This window comes from Microbacterium sp. SCN 71-21 (assembly GCF_001725695.1).
GTDB lineage: Bacteria > Actinomycetota > Actinomycetes > Actinomycetales > Microbacteriaceae > Microbacterium > Microbacterium ginsengisoli.
In genome coordinates this window covers 1-14,476 of sequence record NZ_MEGA01000058.1, presented here as the reverse complement: position 1 = coordinate 14,476, position 14,476 = coordinate 1, and the positions used below count along the sequence as shown (strand labels likewise).

The following is a 14,476-nucleotide window of genomic DNA, read 5'->3' as shown; positions in this document are numbered from 1 at the left end:
GTTCCTCTCGCAGAACACCTACATGGCGAAGAAGTTCACCGGTGTCGAGGGCTCGACCGTCCCGATCAAGGAGACCATCGAGTCGTTCGACGCGATCGTGAAGGGCGAGTTCGACCACGTCGCCGAGCAGGCGTTCTTCAACGTCGGCGGCATCTCCGACGTCGAGGCCAAGTGGGCGCAGATCCAGAAGGAGAACGGCTGATCATGCCGCTCAACGTCACCCTGGTGTCGGCCGAGGCGGAGCTGTGGACCGGCGAGGCCAGCCTCGTCGTCGCCAAGACCGTGGAGGGCGAGATCGGTTTCATGGCCGGACACGAGCCGGTGCTCGCGATCCTCGCCAGCGGCCAGGTGCGCATCACCGGCGCCGACGGCGCGAAGGTCGTCGCGGATGCCTCGGACGGGTTCATCTCCGTCGAGGAGGACGTGGTGACGATCTTCGCCGGTCACGCGACGCTGGTCGCCTGACGTCGATCCCTCGTTCGACGCGCCGTCCGTGATCCACGGGCGGCGCGTCGCCGTCTGACCCGGAGGGTCTGCATGCTGGTGCTGCTTCCGCCGTCCGAGACCAAGCGTCCCGGAGGACGCGGCACGTTCGCCCTTGAGCGGCTGTCGTTCCCCGAGCTCGACCTTCCGCGCAGGGAGGCGATCGCCGCGCTCGCTGCACTGTCTCTGGACCCTGAACGTGCAGCGACCGTGCTGGGGCTGAGTGCCCGTCAGCGAGACCTCGTCGCCGTCAACGCGGCGATGCCGCACGCGCCGACGCTGCCGGCCATCGATCGGTACACGGGGGTTCTCTTCGATGCGCTCGACGCCCACAGCCTCGACGCCTCGGCTCGGCGGTGGCTCGGCGGTCACGTCGCCATCCAGACGGCGCCGTTCGGGCTGGTCGGTGCGACGGACCACATCCCCGACTACCGCTTGTCCGCGGGTGTCTCGTTGCCGGGTATCCCCGCTCAGCCACGGCACTGGGGCGCGCCGACGACCGCCGCGCTGGTCGCGGCATCCCGATCATTCGTGCTCGACCTGCGCTCCGAGGCCTACGCCGCCCTCGGGCCGGTGCCGAGCGGGGTGCCGAGCACCTACGTGCGGGTCGTCGCCGATTCGGGCGACGGCGAGGTGAGGGCCCTCAACCACTTCAACAAGCGCACCAAGGGTCTGCTGGTGCGTCTGCTCGCCACGGGTCGTCCGCCGGTGCGCTCGCTCGCGGGCTTGGCATCATGGTTGCGCGCGCACGACGTGCGGGTCGACACGACCGACGCCGCCGAGTGGCGGGTGCACGCGCTCCACTGAGCGCGCACACGACGGAGGGGTCGGGATGCCGCGGCATCCCGACCCCTCCGTCGTGACGATTACTTGATGAAGCGGAAGTTCACCGGGTAGCGGTAGCTGCCGCCGGCGTTCACGCGCACGCCGCCGATGATCGAGAAGATCGCGTTGATCACCCACAGGATGAACGGGAGGAACCCGAACAACGTGGCGATCGCCGCGGCGGGCGTGAAGATCAGCGCCGCGCTCAATACGGTCGAGATGATGAGGAGCGCCACGTAGCCGATCGTGAACGTGATCTGCCAGTTCAGGGCTTCCTTGGCCTCGACGTTGGTGCGGGGTCCGCGGTCCTTGAGGATCAGCCAGATGATCAGCGAGGGCAGGAAGCCGACGATGCCACCGATGTGGGCCCACATCGCGGCCGTCTTGTCGGACTCGGGGCTCAGAGGCTGTGCGGGAGCAGCGGAGTAGGCCGGCGGAGGCGTCGGCTGTTCGGGAGTGGGGGTGGAGTCGCTCATGGGATGGCCTTTCGGAAGGCTAAGGACGGGCGATGGACGTCATCGGCCCGGCCGCGGCTGGCGGCTTACCTGAAAAGGTACTGGGAAGGCTGTTCTCGGTGCAATCATCATCCACGCCGAGCCGTCACCCAGCGCCATCTCCGGGTCGCAATCCCGCCGTTTCCCTCAGGGGCCGGGAGCGTTCCCCGTGTCGGGCGCAGGGGTTAGCGTGGACCCGTGGCCACGTCTCCCGCTCAGCGCCGTGTCGGCGCCTCCGGTCTGCTCGTCTCCGCCGCCGGGCTCGGCTGCAACAACTTCGGGCGCGCGGGCACGCGCACCGAGACGGTCGAGGGAACGCGTGCGGTGATCGATGCGGCGATCGACGCGGGCGTCACGCTGTTCGACACCGCCGACGTGTACGGCCGGGAGTTCGGGCTCAGCGAGACGCTGATGGGGGAGGCCCTCGACGGTCGCCGGGACGAGGTTCTCCTCGCGACGAAGTTCGGCCACGCGGCGCTGGCACCCGCGCACCTCGGTGCGTCGAAGGGGTCGCGCTCCTACATCCGCTGGGCGGTCGAGGGTTCGCTGCGGCGACTGCGCACTGACCACATCGACCTCTATCAGCTGCATACCCCCGATCCCGACACCCCCATCGAGGAGACGCTCGATGCCCTCCGCGATCTGGTGCGGGAGGGGAAGGTGCGCTACCTCGGGCACTCCAACTTCGCAGGGTGGCAGATGGTCGCCGCGGATGCCGCGGCATCCGATGTGCCCTTCATCTCGGCGCAGAACCACTACAGCCTGCTGGCTCGCGGCTCCGAGCGCGAGGCGCTGCCGGCCGTCGAGCACCTCGGCCTCGGGTTCTTCCCCTTCTTCCCCCTCTACAACGGACTGCTCACCGGCAAGTTCACGCGCGCCGGCGGGCCGGCCGACAGCCGCATCATGAACGTGCGCCCGCACCTGTGGCGCGACGCGCCCTGGGATGCTCTCGAGGGGTATCAGCGCTTCTGCGACGCGCGCGGCATCACCATGCTCGAGGCGACGTTCGGCTGGCTCCTCGCGCGCCCCGCGACCTCGAGCGTCATCGCCGGGGCGACGTCTGCCGAACAGATCGCGCAGAACGCGGCGGCATCCACCGCGTGGCACCCGACTGCCGCGGATCTCGCCGAGATCGACGCGCTGATTCCGCTGCCCGCCGACCCGGCCGCCTAGGAGGACACCATGCTCGGAACTCTGCTCGTGCGCTACCTGCGGCCGGCGTGGCCGCTCATCGTCGGCGTCGTCGTCTTCCAGCTCGCCCAGTCGGTGGCGTCGCTGCTGCTGCCGACCCTCAACGCCAACATCATCGACCAGGGCGTGGTCGCGGGCGACATCGGGTACATCTGGAACACGGGAGGCCTGATGCTCGGCATCAGCCTGGTGCAGATCGTGTGCGCGATCGTCGCCGTCTACTTCGGATCGCGCCTGGCCATGGGGATGGGCAAGGACCTGCGCCACGACATCTTCCACCGCGTGGTCGGCTTTTCGCAGCGCGAGGTCGGCACGTTCGGGCCGCCCTCCCTGATCACCCGCAGCACCAACGACGTGCAGCAGGTGCAGATGCTGGTGCAAGTGTCGGCGACCCTCATGATCTCGGCGCCCATGCTCGCCATCGGCGGCATCATCATGGCGATCACGCAGGACACCGGCCTGAGCTGGCTGATGGCCGTGTCGATCCCCGTGCTGCTGATCATCGTGGCGCTCATCGTCTCCCGCATGGTGCCGGCTTTCAGCCGGATGCAGAAGCGCATCGACCGGGTCAACCAGATCCTGCGCGAGCAGCTCAGCGGCATCCGGGTGGTGCGCGCCTTCGTACGCGAGGACACCGAGCGCGCCCGGTTCGGCGCCGCCAGCGGTGACCTGATGCGCACCGCGACGACCGCCGGAAACTACATGGCGCTCATGTTCCCCGCGGTGATGCTCGTGCTGAACGTCTCGAGCGTCGCCGTGATCTGGTTCGGCGCGTTCCAGGTGCAGAGCGGCGGTGTGCAGATCGGCACGCTGTTCGCGTTCCTCAGCTACCTGATGCAGATCCTCATGGGTGTGATGATGGCGACGTTCATGTTCGTGATGATCCCGCGCGCCGCGGTCTGCGCGACGCGCATCGGCGAGGTGCTCGACACCGAGCCGTCGGTCGCCGCTCCGGCCGTTGCCGCCGCTGCTCCTTCGCGCACCGGTCGGATCGAGTTCGTCGACGTCGACTTCACCTACCCCGGTGCCGATGCGCCCGTGCTGCACGATCTCACGTTCACGATCGAGCCGGGGACGACGACCGCCGTGATCGGATCCACAGGTGCCGGCAAGACGACCCTGGTCGGACTCATCGCGCGACTGTTCGACGCGACCGAGGGCTCGGTGCGGGTCGACGGGGTGGATGTGCGCCAGCTCGACCCCGACGACCTGTGGTCCCGACTCGGACTCGTGCCGCAGCGCGCGTTCCTGTTCTCGGGCACGGTCGCCTCGAACCTGCGCTACGGCGACGTCGCGGCATCCGATGACGACCTCTGGACCGCCCTCGAGATCGCCCAGGCCGGGGACTTCGTCCGCGCGATGCCCGAAGGCCTCGCCGCACCGATCGCACAGGGGGGAACGAACGTCTCCGGCGGGCAGCGGCAGCGCCTCGCGATCGCCCGCGCGCTCGTGAAAGCGCCACCCGTCTACGTGTTCGACGACTCGTTCTCGGCTCTGGATCTGAGAACGGATGCCGCGCTGCGCCGCGCGCTCGCTGTGCGCGTGCCCGGGGCGACGAAGGTGATCGTCGCCCAGCGAGTCTCGACCATCGTCGGGGCCGACCAGATCCTCGTGCTCGACCACGGCCGCATCGTCGGTCGGGGGACGCACGACGAACTCTTGGCATCCAACGACACATATCGCGAGATCGTCGATTCGCAGCTCGCGGCGGAGGAGGCAGCATGAGCGGGCCGGGAGCTGGTCGCGGGCCGATGCGGGGCGGCGGTCGCGGGCCGTTCGGAGGACAGGGGGCGCCGGCCGAGAAGGCCGACGACTTCGGCAGCAGCGCCTGGCGGCTGCTGGGCACGCTGCGACCGTGGCGCATCGCGCTCATCGGCGTCGTCGTCCTCGGTGCGGTGAGCGTGTTCCTGAGCGTGCTGGGTCCCAAGATCCTCGGCAACGCGACCGATCTCGTGTTCGCCGGCTTCCTCTCGATGCACATGCCGTCGGGAGTGACCCGTGACCAGGTCATCGAGTCGCTGCGCGCGCAGGGCCAGACCCAGCAGGCCGACCTGCTGTCCGGGGTCAACTTCACCCCCGGTGCCGGCATCGACGTGAACGCACTCGCCGGAGTCATCATCACCGTGCTTGTGATCTATGTGATCGCGAGCGTCCTCAGCTGGGCGCAGGCGTACATCCTCAACGTCGTGGTACAGCGCGCGATGAACCGCCTGCGCGGCCAGGTGGAGGAGAAGATCCACCGGCTCCCGCTCGCCTACTTCGACACTGTGCAGCGCGGCGAGCTCCTCTCCCGGGTGACGAACGACGTCGACAACATCGGACAGACCATGCAGCAGACGTTGTCGCAGGTCGTGGTCTCACTGCTCACGGTCGTGGGCGTCTTGGTCATGATGTTCGTCATCTCGCCCATCCTCGCCGTGATCGCGCTCGTGACGATTCCGCTGACCATCGTGGTCACCGCTCTGGTCGCGCGTCGATCGCAGAAGCTGTTCGTCGCCCAGTGGCGAGCGACAGGTGTGCTGAATGCCCGCGTCGAGGAGACGTTCTCGGGCCACTCCGTGGTGAAGGTGTTCGGCCATCAGAAGGAGGTCGAGCGGGACTTCCTGGCCGAGAACGACGAGGTCTACCGGGCCAGCTTCGGCGCCCAGTTCGTGTCCGGCATCATCATGCCGGCCATGATGTTCATCGGAAACCTGGTCTACGTCGCGATCGCGGTGGTCGGCGGCCTTCAGGTCGCAGCCGGCGCGCTCTCGATCGGCTCCGTGCAGGCGTTCATCCAGTACTCGCGCCAGTTCACCCAGCCTCTCAGCCAGCTCGGCTCGATGGCGAACCTGCTCCAATCGGGAGTCGCCAGTGCCGAGCGGGTGTTCGAGCTGCTCGACCAGCCCGAGGAGACGCCCGACCCTCGTGACCCGGAGACCGTCGATCCCACCGCGAGCGAGCTGCGGTTCGACGACGTCGCCTTCCGATACGTCGCCGACTCCCCGCTGATCCACGATCTGTCCCTCGTGGCGACGCCGGGGAGCACGGTCGCGATCGTCGGGCCCACAGGCGCGGGAAAGACGACGCTCGTCAACCTGCTGATGCGCTTCTACGACATCGACGACGGCGCGATCACGCTCGACGGGCTCGACACCCGGCGGATGACTCGCGCCGACCTTCGCGCGCGCACCGGCATGGTGCTGCAGGACACGTGGCTGTTCGCCGGGACGATCCGTGACAACATCGCGTACGGCGACCCCGAGGCATCCGAGGAACGACTCGTCGAGGCGGCGACCGCCGCCTACGTCGACCGGTTCGTGCATGCCCTGCCGGACGGCTACGACACCGTGCTCGACGACGACGCGGCGAACCTCAGCGCGGGGGAGCGGCAGCTCGTCACGATCGCGCGCGCGTTCCTCGCAGACCCGCGCATCCTGATCCTCGACGAGGCGACGAGCTCGGTCGACACCCGCACCGAGCTGCTGATCCAGCGGGCCATGTCGCGCCTGCGGGCCGACCGCACGTCGTTCGTGATCGCGCACCGGCTCTCGACGATCCGTGACGCCGATCTCATCCTGGTGATGGAGGACGGCGCCATCGTCGAGCAGGGATCGCACGACGAACTGCTTGCGCGCCGCGGCGCCTACTGGCGGCTCTATCGGGCACAGTTCGACGACCCGGCGAGCATCGATGCGGAGGAGCCGGTACGGTGACGGGCCGGCCCGTGGAGCGGCTCGGGCGGCTGCGGGCGGTTCCATTAGGATGTGAGGGCGCTGCGGGCAGGTGTGTCCCGGCGTCCACCCGACGAGAGGATGCCGTGTGCCCGAGCTGACGACGAGCGCGCACGACGTGCCGCTCCCGGCGGGCCCGATCCACCTGCGGTGGGCGGCGGCGACCGACACCGGCCGACGCCGCGAAGTGAACCAGGATGCGGTGCTCGCCCGCTACCCGTTGTTCGTCGTGGCCGACGGCATGGGCGGGCACATCGGCGGAGAGATCGCCAGCGCCTCCACCGTCACCCGCCTCGGCGACCTGGTCGACCATGGCAGCGTCACTCCCAAGGGCATCGAGAAGGCACTCGGACGGGCCGTCAAGGACATCGCCTCGCATCCGGAGACGACCGACGAGGGCACGGGAACGACCGTGACCGGCGTCTATCTCGACACCGCCGTGCGCGACCCGCACTGGGTCACGCTGAACATCGGCGACTCTCGTGTCTACCTCCTCCGCGCCGGCACCCTCGTCCAGATCACGACAGACCACTCCGTCGTGCAGGAGCTCGTCGCGGCCGGGCGGCTGAGCCCCGAAGAGGCCGAGCAGCATCCGTACGGCAACGTGATCACCCGCGCGGTCGGGCCGACCGACAGTGTGCGACCCGACTACGTGCGCCTCGACATCGTCGACGGCGATCGCTTCGTCGTGTGCTCCGATGGGCTGACCAAGGAACTCACCGACTTCGGCATCCAGCACTTCCTCCGCGAGCACGCCGACCCGGCTGATGCCGTCTCGGCCATGCTCGAGGCCGCCCTCGAGAACGGCGGCCGCGACAACGTGACGATCATCGTCGTCGACGTGTCGGCGCCGGGCTACGGCCACGACGATGACGTCGACCGCGACGACGCCGACGACGACGCGCCCACCAACCCGGTTCCCGTCGTCGGGCCCTGACTCTCCTCCACACCGACGGTGACGGACGCGGCAATCCACCGCCGTCGTCCGACCGCGCCCGCGGGCCGCGTCCGACTGCTGGACTCGACGCATGTCCGGCACACCACCCACCCTCGCCCCTCTTCCGGTGGCTGTGCGCCTGCCGGCGACCCCTGACTCGCCCCGTCGGCCCGGGATCCCGATGTTCGCCGCCATCGTGCCTGTGGCCGGAGCGGTGGGAATGTGGCTGCTCACCGGATCGGTCGCGATGCTCTGGTTCGCCGCCCTCGGCCCCCTCATCGCCGGGGCGACCCTTCTCGACGGCGCCCGCACGCGGCGCCGCGAGCGGCGGGCGGCATCTCGCAGCTTCGAGGCCGAGCTCACGCGGGCCGCGGCGGAGATCGCTGGACGTCACGACGACGAGCGCCGCCGTCTTCGAGCGGTGCATCCCGATGTCGCCACGATCGCCGCGTCGCCCGACGAGATCTGGCGGATCGTCCCCGGCCGCGCCGCGCGGGTCACGGTCGGGCGCGGGTCGATCCCGAGCGCCGTTCCGGTCGACGGCGGCGCCGGCGACCCACGTGTCGAGGAGCTGCGACACGCGGCCGCGGTGCTCGACGACGCGACGGTGACGGTGCCGGTCGACGCGGGGATCGCGGTGGTCGGCCCGCGAGTCGCGGCATCCGCCGTCGTGCGCGCCCTTGCCGCCCAACTGGTCCTCACCCGTCCGCCGGGGGAGCTGCGCGTCGTCGTCCCGCGCCGAGACGCCCACCCGTGGGCGGATGCCCTGCCGCACCGCCGCGCGGCGGAAGGTGCCACCCTTGCGCTGCTGGAGCCCGGCGACATGCCGCCGGGCGAGGCCCGGCTGCTGATCGCGCGCGTGGACGACGGCGCCCCGCCGCCGCCGTGGTGCGCGGCGGTCATCACCCTCGACGGTGCCCTCCACGGGCGTGTCGACTACGCCGGATCGACGCTCCACATCGTGCCCGAGGCGCTCGGCGCCGACCAGGCCCGTGAGATCGGCAACCTACTTCGTGAGCGCGGTCGCGCCATCCTCGGCGCAGGGGACGCGACCGAGACCGTGCCGCTCGCCGCACTCGTCGACCGCGGACGCCCGCCACGGCCCGGCACGCTCGAGGTGGCGTTCGCCGCCACGCGCGCCGGCGCGATGCCTGTGGACCTCGTGGCCGATGGTCCGCATGCGCTCGTGATCGGCGTGACCGGATCGGGCAAGAGCGAGCTGCTCATCTCGTGGGTGACGGCGCTCGCGCTGCACCACACGCCGGCCGAGGTCACGTTCCTGCTCGCCGACTTCAAGGGCGGCACGGCCTTCGACGCCCTCGCGGCGCTGCCGCACACGGCGGGTGTCATCACCGATCTCGACGGCGTCGGCGCCCGCCGGGCGATCGAGAGCCTGCGAGCCGAGATCCGCACCCGTGAGGCGGTGCTCGCACGCGCGGGCGTAAGGGATATCCGCGACGCCGACGGACTGCTGGCTCGGCTCGTGATCGTGGTCGACGAATTCGCCGCCCTTCTCGACGCCCATCCGGAGCTCGCAGCCGTGTTCACCGACATCGCCGCCCGTGGGCGCGCCCTCGGCATGCACCTGGTGCTGGGCACCCAGCGCGCGAGCGGCACGGTACGGGACGGGTTGCTCGCCAACGTACCGCTGCGGCTGGCCCTGCGTGTGACCGATCCGCATGACAGTCGATGGGTGATCGGCGACGATGGCGCCGCAGCCCTGCCGGGCGACCTTGCGTCACGGGGGCTCGCGTTCGTCCGGCGCCCGTCGGATGTCGCTCCCGTGCGCGTGCGCGTCGCGCTCACGGCACGCGAGGACATCGCCGCCGCGGCGGAGGCGGACACGTGCGAGGTGAGGCCGCCGTGGCTTCCGCCGCTTCCCGTGCGCGTGCCGCTGCGCTCTCTCGACCGCGCCGGACTCGCAACGCGCACGGTGCTCCTCGGGGTGCGCGACGAGCCCGAGCGGCAGCGCCGCACCACCGCCGTGCTCGCGCCGCACGATCGGGGGCTGCTCGTGGTCGGCGGCTCACGCTCCGGAAAGTCCGCGCTCCTCGCCGTCGTGGCGGCGCAGGTGCCGGCGGCCTCTCTGGTCGCACTCCCCGACGATCCTGAACGACTCTGGGACGCCCTCGTGCGACTCGACGAACAGGGGATGCCGCGTCGCGGTGTGCTCCTGCTCGATGACCTCGATGCCGTCGTCGCCCGGTTCCCCGCCGACTACGGTGCGGTCGTGCAGACGCGTCTCGAGCGCGTCGTGCGCTCGCTCGGTGATGGCGATGCCCGTGCGGTGGTGACGACTCAGCGGGTCTCGGGCGCTGCCGCCCGAATCGCGGAGCTTCTGCCCCACCGCGCCGTCCTCGCGCTTCCGGGCCGGTCCGATCACGTCGCGGCGGGAGCAGCGGCGTCCAGCTTCTCAACGACACGCCCGCCCGGCCGCGCCGTCTGGGGAGACCACGAGGTCCAGTTCGCGCTCGCCGCGGATGCCGACGATGCTCCGAGCGCTCCGGACGAGCGCGACGCCGAGAGTGCGGACGCACCGATCTGGCGACCGACGATGCCGCTCGCCGGTGTCGTCGTGCGCGGTGCGCGCGCGACACGCGGCCTTCACGAGGCGCTTCGCGGCCACGGACTCGCCGTGCACACCGTCGCCGAGGTCGTCGCCGAGCCCGGCCGCCTCGACGACGACACCACTGGTCGGGTCGTGATCGTCGGCGACGCCGACGACTGGCAGCGCGCGTGGGCGGTCCTCGGGCGCGTGCGGGGGCACGGGGAGCTCGTCATCGACGCCGGCCACGGCGGGGAGTATCGGTTGCTGTCGGGAGAACGCGACCTTCCGCCGTATTGGCGCTCGCCCCGCGGTCGCGGGTGGCGGATCGCGGACGGAGAGGTCACGCGCGTCACCGTTCCCGGTGTGCTCTGCTGACGCTCGGGCCCCGCGGGCGTCAGACGGTGGGTCGGATCGCTCCCACCGGAGCGCCGCCCCCGCGCACGACGAGATCGAGCGAACGGATCGCCGCGGCCGCGGCATCCGCCGTCAAGGCCCCCGCGCGCTCGAGCAGACGGACGGCGACGGCGCTCGCCGCGCGCGGCGAGCCGTCGAGCACCTTCAGTGCCGCGGTCGTGCCGTCGGGTGCGGCCATGATCATGACACCCTCGGCACCGCGCTTCGCGAAGACCCCGAGCGACGTGATGAGGGTCGTGTCGGCCGTACCCGGCCCCGCGATGGTCCACGGGTTCTCCCGCACCGCGCGCACCAGCTGCGCACCCAGACGGTGCATCGCGAACGGAGATCGCTCCGACGCCGTCGCGAGACGATGGATGCCACGGGCGAGCCCGATGAGGCTCACCGCGTGCACGGGCGCTCCGCACCCGTCGATCGCAGTGACCGCGGGCCGCTCGCCTGACAGGCGCTCGACCGTTTCGCGCACATGCACCTGAAAGGGATGGTCGATCTCCAGGTAGCCGTCGACGTCCCAACCGCTCGCGCGGCATGCGGCGAGCATCGCCGCGTGCTTGCCCGAGCACTCCATGCGCACCCGCGTCTTCGGGGAATGATCACGCACCAGCGCATCCCGGGTCTCGACATCGTTCGGCCAGGCCGCCGGGCATTGCAGCGCGTCCTCCGTGAGATCCACCGACTGCAGGATGCCGCGCACGACATCAGCGTGCCGGTCGGTGCCCGTGTGGCTCGCCGTCGCCAGGCCCCGCTGTACATCGTCGAGCTCTGCCCCGGCGGTGAGCGCTGCCACCGCCTGCAGCGGCTTCAGCGACGATCGAGGAAGGATGGGCGCCGCAGGGTCGCCGAGCCGCAGCACCTCGGCGCCGTCGGCGGCGAGCACGACGGCGCTTCCCGCATGGCGGGACTCCACGAAGCCGTTGCGCTCGACGACGGCGAGCTCGGCGGCATCGGCGATGCGGAAGGTCTCGGGCATCCCCCCAGCCTATCGTCGGGCCTCTCCGCCCCCACCGCCTCGTGTGCGTCCGGCCGGTGCGAGACTGGGCGCATGATCGGCGAGCACACCTATCGCGTCCGTGCCACCTGGGATGGCAACCGGGGAGCGGGAACCACCGGCTACCGCGACTACGATCGCGCGGTCACGTTGGCGATCGACGGCAAGCCGGACCTCGCTGCGTCCTCCGACAAGCCCTTCCGCGGAGATCCGACACGATGGAACCCCGAAGATCTTCTCCTCGCGGCGCTGTCGGAGTGTCACCTGCTGTCCTACCTTCACGCCTGCGTCACCGTCGGCGTCGTCGTCACCTCGTACGAGGACGACGCTCACGGGGTGATGCGGGAGGACGGACGGGGCGGTGGAGCCTTCGTCGACGTGGTGCTGCGCCCCCGGGTGACCGTCGCGGACGCGTCGATGGTGGCCGCCGCGGAAGCCGCGCACGCGCAGGCGAACGAATGGTGCTTCATCGCCAACTCCGTCGCCTTCCCGGTGCGGCACGAGGCATCCGTCACCGTCGGCTGAGCGTCACGGGTGGTCCGCCCTCGTCGGCGCCAGTTCAGCGGCGCTCGTGGGGGAGCGCCTGCTTGATGCGCTCGATCGCGGTCGGAGCCGGCGGCTCGTTGTAGATCCCCGCGAGTTCCTGCTCGGAGAGGGCGTGGATCGCGGCCATGATCGCGTCCGTCGCCTGTCGTCGGGCGCGGCCCGACGACGCCGGGCCCAGGTGGCGCAGCTCGAGGGGTTCACCGAAACGCACGACCATGCGCGGACGAAGCTTGGGCACCTTCGCGCCCACGGGCATGGCGAGGTTCGTGTTCTGAAGGCCGACGGGCACGACCTTCGCACCCGTCTGGAGCGCGAGGAACGCGACCCCGGTCCGCCCCTTGTACAACCGACCGTCGAGCGACCGCGTTCCCTCGGGGTAGAGCGCGACGGCCTTCCCCTCCTCGAGCATCTGCCGGTGCTGCTCGAGGGCGTCGAGTGCCGCCTGACCGGCGCCACGCTGAACCGGGCTCGCACCGAAGGACGTGAAGAACAGACGAGACAGCGCTCCCTTCAGCCCGGTGCCGGTGAAGTAGCTCGATTTGGCCAGGAAGTACACGGGACGCGTGGAGGTCACCGGGATGATCACCGAGTCGATGAACGACAGATGGTTGCTCGCGAAGATGACCGGGCCGGAGGTGGGGATGTTCTGGCGCCCCTCGACACGAGGGCGGTACACGAAGCGGGCGATGGGGGCGAGCACCGAACGCCCGAAGGCATATGTCGCCTTGGCGCGGTCGCGGCCATAGGTGGGTGCGACGTCGTCCGGAGGGCTCTGCTCGTCGTCGTCGTGAGGCACCAGACGAGGGTACCGCGCGACATATGCGCGCACGGTATGCCGCGGCATCCGTCGTTCTCAGGCATCGCATCAGGCGAGTGCGGTTAGATGGAGTGTTCCCCGACCGAATGAATCGCGAGGTGTTGCGTGCGTATCCGCTCCCTGACCACCCTGGCCGCTGTCGCCGTCGTCGCGGCCGCCCTGACCGGGTGCTCGGCCAACTCCACCCCGTCCCCGACCGCGAGCGCCGACCTCTGCTCGGCCGCGGCACCCTCCGGCTCGGCCTCCGACTCGGTGAAGGTCGCCGGCGACGCCGGCAAGCCGGCCACCGCCACCTTCACGTCGCCGCTCGAGACCTCGAGCATCGAGCGCACGGTCGTCTCCGACGGCACCGGCGCCGAGGTCAAGGCCGGCGACTTCGTCTCGTACGCGTTCACCGCGTACTACAGCGACAACGGCCAGCAGGCCGGCTCGCTCGGCTACACCGCCGGTGAGCTGCTGCCCCAGCAGCTGTCGCCGGAGTCGACCCTCGGCCAGTTCATCGGCTGCGTCAAGGTCGGCGCGCGCCTCGTGATCACGAACCCCTCGACCGAGTCGGCGCCGGGTGCCGTCTACGTGCTCGACGTGCTCGGCGTCACCCCCACCGCCGCGTGGGGAACCGCCCAGACCCCGACCGCGGGCTTCCCCGCGGTGACGCTCTCCTCGACCGGCGAGCCCTCGATCACGATCCCGAGCGGTGCCACCGCGCCGACGACGACCGAGGTCGAGACGCTCAAGAAGGGTGACGGCACCACCGTCGCCGAGGGTGACCAGGTGCTGCTGCAGTACAAGGGCGTGAAGTGGTCCGACGGGTCGACCTTCGACGCGAGCTGGGGCAAGAACGGCCCCACGACGCTCGGCACGAGCGGTGTGATCACCGGCTTCTCGAAGGCGCTCGTGGGCCAGACCGTCGGCTCGCAGGTGCTCGTCGTCATCCCGCCGGCCGACGGCTACGGCGAGAAGAGCGAGAGCAACACGAGCGCGCTCGCGGGGGAGACCCTCGTGTTCGTGATCGACATCCTTGCGACCCAGCACACGTCGACCAACTGATCGCCCGCTCGTGAGCGACCTCGCCGCGCCGCGGCGCGTCATCGTGCTCGGGTCATCCGGGTCGATCGGCACGCAGGCGCTGGACGTGATCTCCGCCAACCCCGAACGCTTCGAGGTGGTGGGGCTCGCGACCGGCTCGGCGCGCGAGGTGCTCGCCGAGCAGGCCGCGCGGTTCGGCGTCGCCGACACGGCACTGGGGGCCGAGGCTGCCGAGCAGCTGGTTCGGGATGTCGCGTGCGACGTCGTCGTGAACGGGATCACCGGTTCGGTGGGGCTCGGGCCGACGCTCGCGGCCCTCGAAGCGGGACGTACCCTCGCGCTCGCCAACAAGGAGTCGCTCATCGTCGGCGGCGACCTGGTGAAGCGGATCGCAGCGCCCGGCCAGATCGTGCCGGTGGACTCGGAGCACTCGGCGATCGCGCAGGCGCTGCGATCAGGCAGTTCGGCTGAGGTGCGGCGCCTGGTGGTGACGG

General features: G+C 70.5%; 12 protein-coding genes and 2 pseudogenes. 11 read left to right on the top strand and 3 right to left on the bottom strand.

Annotation, left to right across the window (positions count from 1 at the left end; all coding sequences use genetic code 11):
• From ABT08_RS09440 to ABT08_RS09430, 3 genes and pseudogenes are all read left to right on the top strand, one after another.
• Window positions 1–202: pseudogene (locus tag ABT08_RS09440) on the top strand (F0F1 ATP synthase subunit beta); the annotation flags it as partial.
• Window positions 203–204: 2 nt separating this feature from the next.
• Window positions 205–465 carry a F0F1 ATP synthase subunit epsilon gene (locus ABT08_RS09435; protein WP_045246677.1) on the top strand — a complete coding sequence of 87 codons (261 nt, stop codon included), beginning with the start codon at window positions 205–207 and terminating at the stop codon, window positions 463–465.
• Between the two features lie 72 nt (window positions 466–537).
• On the top strand, window positions 538–1,290 hold the full coding sequence (locus ABT08_RS09430; protein ID WP_137877533.1) for a YaaA family protein: 753 nt from the start codon (window positions 538–540) through the stop codon (window positions 1,288–1,290).
• Window positions 1,291–1,349: 59 nt separating this feature from the next.
• Here ABT08_RS09430 and ABT08_RS09425 read toward each other — a convergent pair whose 3' ends face one another.
• The gene (locus tag ABT08_RS09425; RefSeq protein WP_056209487.1) at window positions 1,350–1,784 is read right to left on the bottom strand and encodes a DUF4870 domain-containing protein; all 435 of its coding nucleotides are present in this window, start codon (window positions 1,782–1,784) and stop codon (window positions 1,350–1,352) included.
• A 216-nt stretch (window positions 1,785–2,000) separates the two neighbouring features.
• Between ABT08_RS09425 and ABT08_RS09420 the strand changes: the two genes are divergently transcribed.
• The 5 genes from ABT08_RS09420 to ABT08_RS09400 all read left to right on the top strand — a co-directional run bounded on the left by ABT08_RS09420 (window position 2,001) and on the right by ABT08_RS09400 (window position 10,566).
• Window positions 2,001–2,975, top strand: coding sequence for an aldo/keto reductase (locus tag ABT08_RS09420; RefSeq protein WP_137877534.1), 975 nt, complete (start codon window positions 2,001–2,003; stop codon window positions 2,973–2,975).
• A gap of 9 nt (window positions 2,976–2,984) precedes the next feature.
• Window positions 2,985–4,718 carry an ABC transporter ATP-binding protein gene (locus tag ABT08_RS09415; RefSeq protein ID WP_288114792.1) on the top strand — a complete coding sequence of 578 codons (1,734 nt, stop codon included), beginning with the start codon at window positions 2,985–2,987 and terminating at the stop codon, window positions 4,716–4,718.
• Window positions 4,715–6,688: an ABC transporter ATP-binding protein gene (locus ABT08_RS09410; RefSeq protein ID WP_288114791.1), complete on the top strand. Its 1,974-nt coding sequence runs from the start codon at window positions 4,715–4,717 to the stop codon at window positions 6,686–6,688. The genes ABT08_RS09415 and ABT08_RS09410 overlap by 4 nt, the downstream gene beginning before the upstream one ends.
• A 106-nt stretch (window positions 6,689–6,794) precedes the next feature.
• Window positions 6,795–7,643 (top strand): PP2C family protein-serine/threonine phosphatase, encoded by an 849-nt coding sequence (locus ABT08_RS09405; RefSeq protein WP_056209477.1) that lies wholly within the window; start codon window positions 6,795–6,797, stop codon window positions 7,641–7,643.
• Between the two features lie 91 nt (window positions 7,644–7,734).
• Entirely contained in the window at window positions 7,735–10,566 is a 2,832-nt protein-coding gene (locus ABT08_RS09400; RefSeq protein ID WP_156454794.1) for an FtsK/SpoIIIE domain-containing protein, read from the top strand.
• A 19-nt stretch (window positions 10,567–10,585) separates the two neighbouring features.
• Here the strand turns inward: ABT08_RS09400 and ABT08_RS09395 are convergent, their stop codons facing one another.
• On the bottom strand, window positions 10,586–11,575 hold the full coding sequence (locus ABT08_RS09395; protein WP_288114790.1) for an asparaginase: 990 nt from the start codon (window positions 11,573–11,575) through the stop codon (window positions 10,586–10,588).
• 72 nt (window positions 11,576–11,647) lie between these two features.
• Here ABT08_RS09395 and ABT08_RS09390 point away from each other — a divergent pair, with 72 nt between their 5' ends.
• The gene (locus ABT08_RS09390; protein ID WP_056209471.1) at window positions 11,648–12,118 is read left to right on the top strand and encodes an OsmC family protein; all 471 of its coding nucleotides are present in this window, start codon (window positions 11,648–11,650) and stop codon (window positions 12,116–12,118) included.
• Window positions 12,119–12,152: 34 nt separating this feature from the next.
• Here ABT08_RS09390 and ABT08_RS09385 read toward each other — a convergent pair whose 3' ends face one another.
• A complete protein-coding gene (locus ABT08_RS09385; protein WP_048809420.1) occupies window positions 12,153–12,983 on the bottom strand; it encodes a lysophospholipid acyltransferase family protein in 831 nt (276 codons plus the stop codon).
• Window positions 12,984–13,061: 78 nt separating this feature from the next.
• Here ABT08_RS09385 and ABT08_RS09380 point away from each other — a divergent pair, with 78 nt between their 5' ends.
• Window positions 13,062–14,003 carry an FKBP-type peptidyl-prolyl cis-trans isomerase gene (locus ABT08_RS09380; RefSeq protein ID WP_056519541.1) on the top strand — a complete coding sequence of 314 codons (942 nt, stop codon included), beginning with the start codon at window positions 13,062–13,064 and terminating at the stop codon, window positions 14,001–14,003.
• Between the two features lie 10 nt (window positions 14,004–14,013).
• A pseudogene (locus ABT08_RS09375) lies at window positions 14,014–14,476 on the top strand (1-deoxy-D-xylulose-5-phosphate reductoisomerase); the annotation flags it as partial.

Excerpts from the sequence above, each read along its gene's own strand:
- ABT08_RS09435 (WP_045246677.1), top strand. The coding sequence starts at position 205 with ATGCCGCTCAACGTCACCCTGGTGTCGGCCGAGGCGGAGCTGTGGACC.
- ABT08_RS09430 (WP_137877533.1), top strand. The coding sequence starts at position 538 with ATGCTGGTGCTGCTTCCGCCGTCCGAGACCAAGCGTCCCGGAGGACGC.
- ABT08_RS09425 (WP_056209487.1), bottom strand. The coding sequence starts at position 1,784 with ATGAGCGACTCCACCCCCACTCCCGAACAGCCGACGCCTCCGCCGGCC.
- ABT08_RS09415 (WP_288114792.1), top strand. The coding sequence starts at position 2,985 with ATGCTCGGAACTCTGCTCGTGCGCTACCTGCGGCCGGCGTGGCCGCTC.
- ABT08_RS09410 (WP_288114791.1), top strand. The coding sequence starts at position 4,715 with ATGAGCGGGCCGGGAGCTGGTCGCGGGCCGATGCGGGGCGGCGGTCGC.
- ABT08_RS09400 (WP_156454794.1), top strand. The coding sequence starts at position 7,735 with ATGTCCGGCACACCACCCACCCTCGCCCCTCTTCCGGTGGCTGTGCGC.
- ABT08_RS09395 (WP_288114790.1), bottom strand. The coding sequence starts at position 11,575 with ATGCCCGAGACCTTCCGCATCGCCGATGCCGCCGAGCTCGCCGTCGTC.
- ABT08_RS09390 (WP_056209471.1), top strand. The coding sequence starts at position 11,648 with ATGATCGGCGAGCACACCTATCGCGTCCGTGCCACCTGGGATGGCAAC.
- ABT08_RS09385 (WP_048809420.1), bottom strand. The coding sequence starts at position 12,983 with ATGCCGCGGCATACCGTGCGCGCATATGTCGCGCGGTACCCTCGTCTG.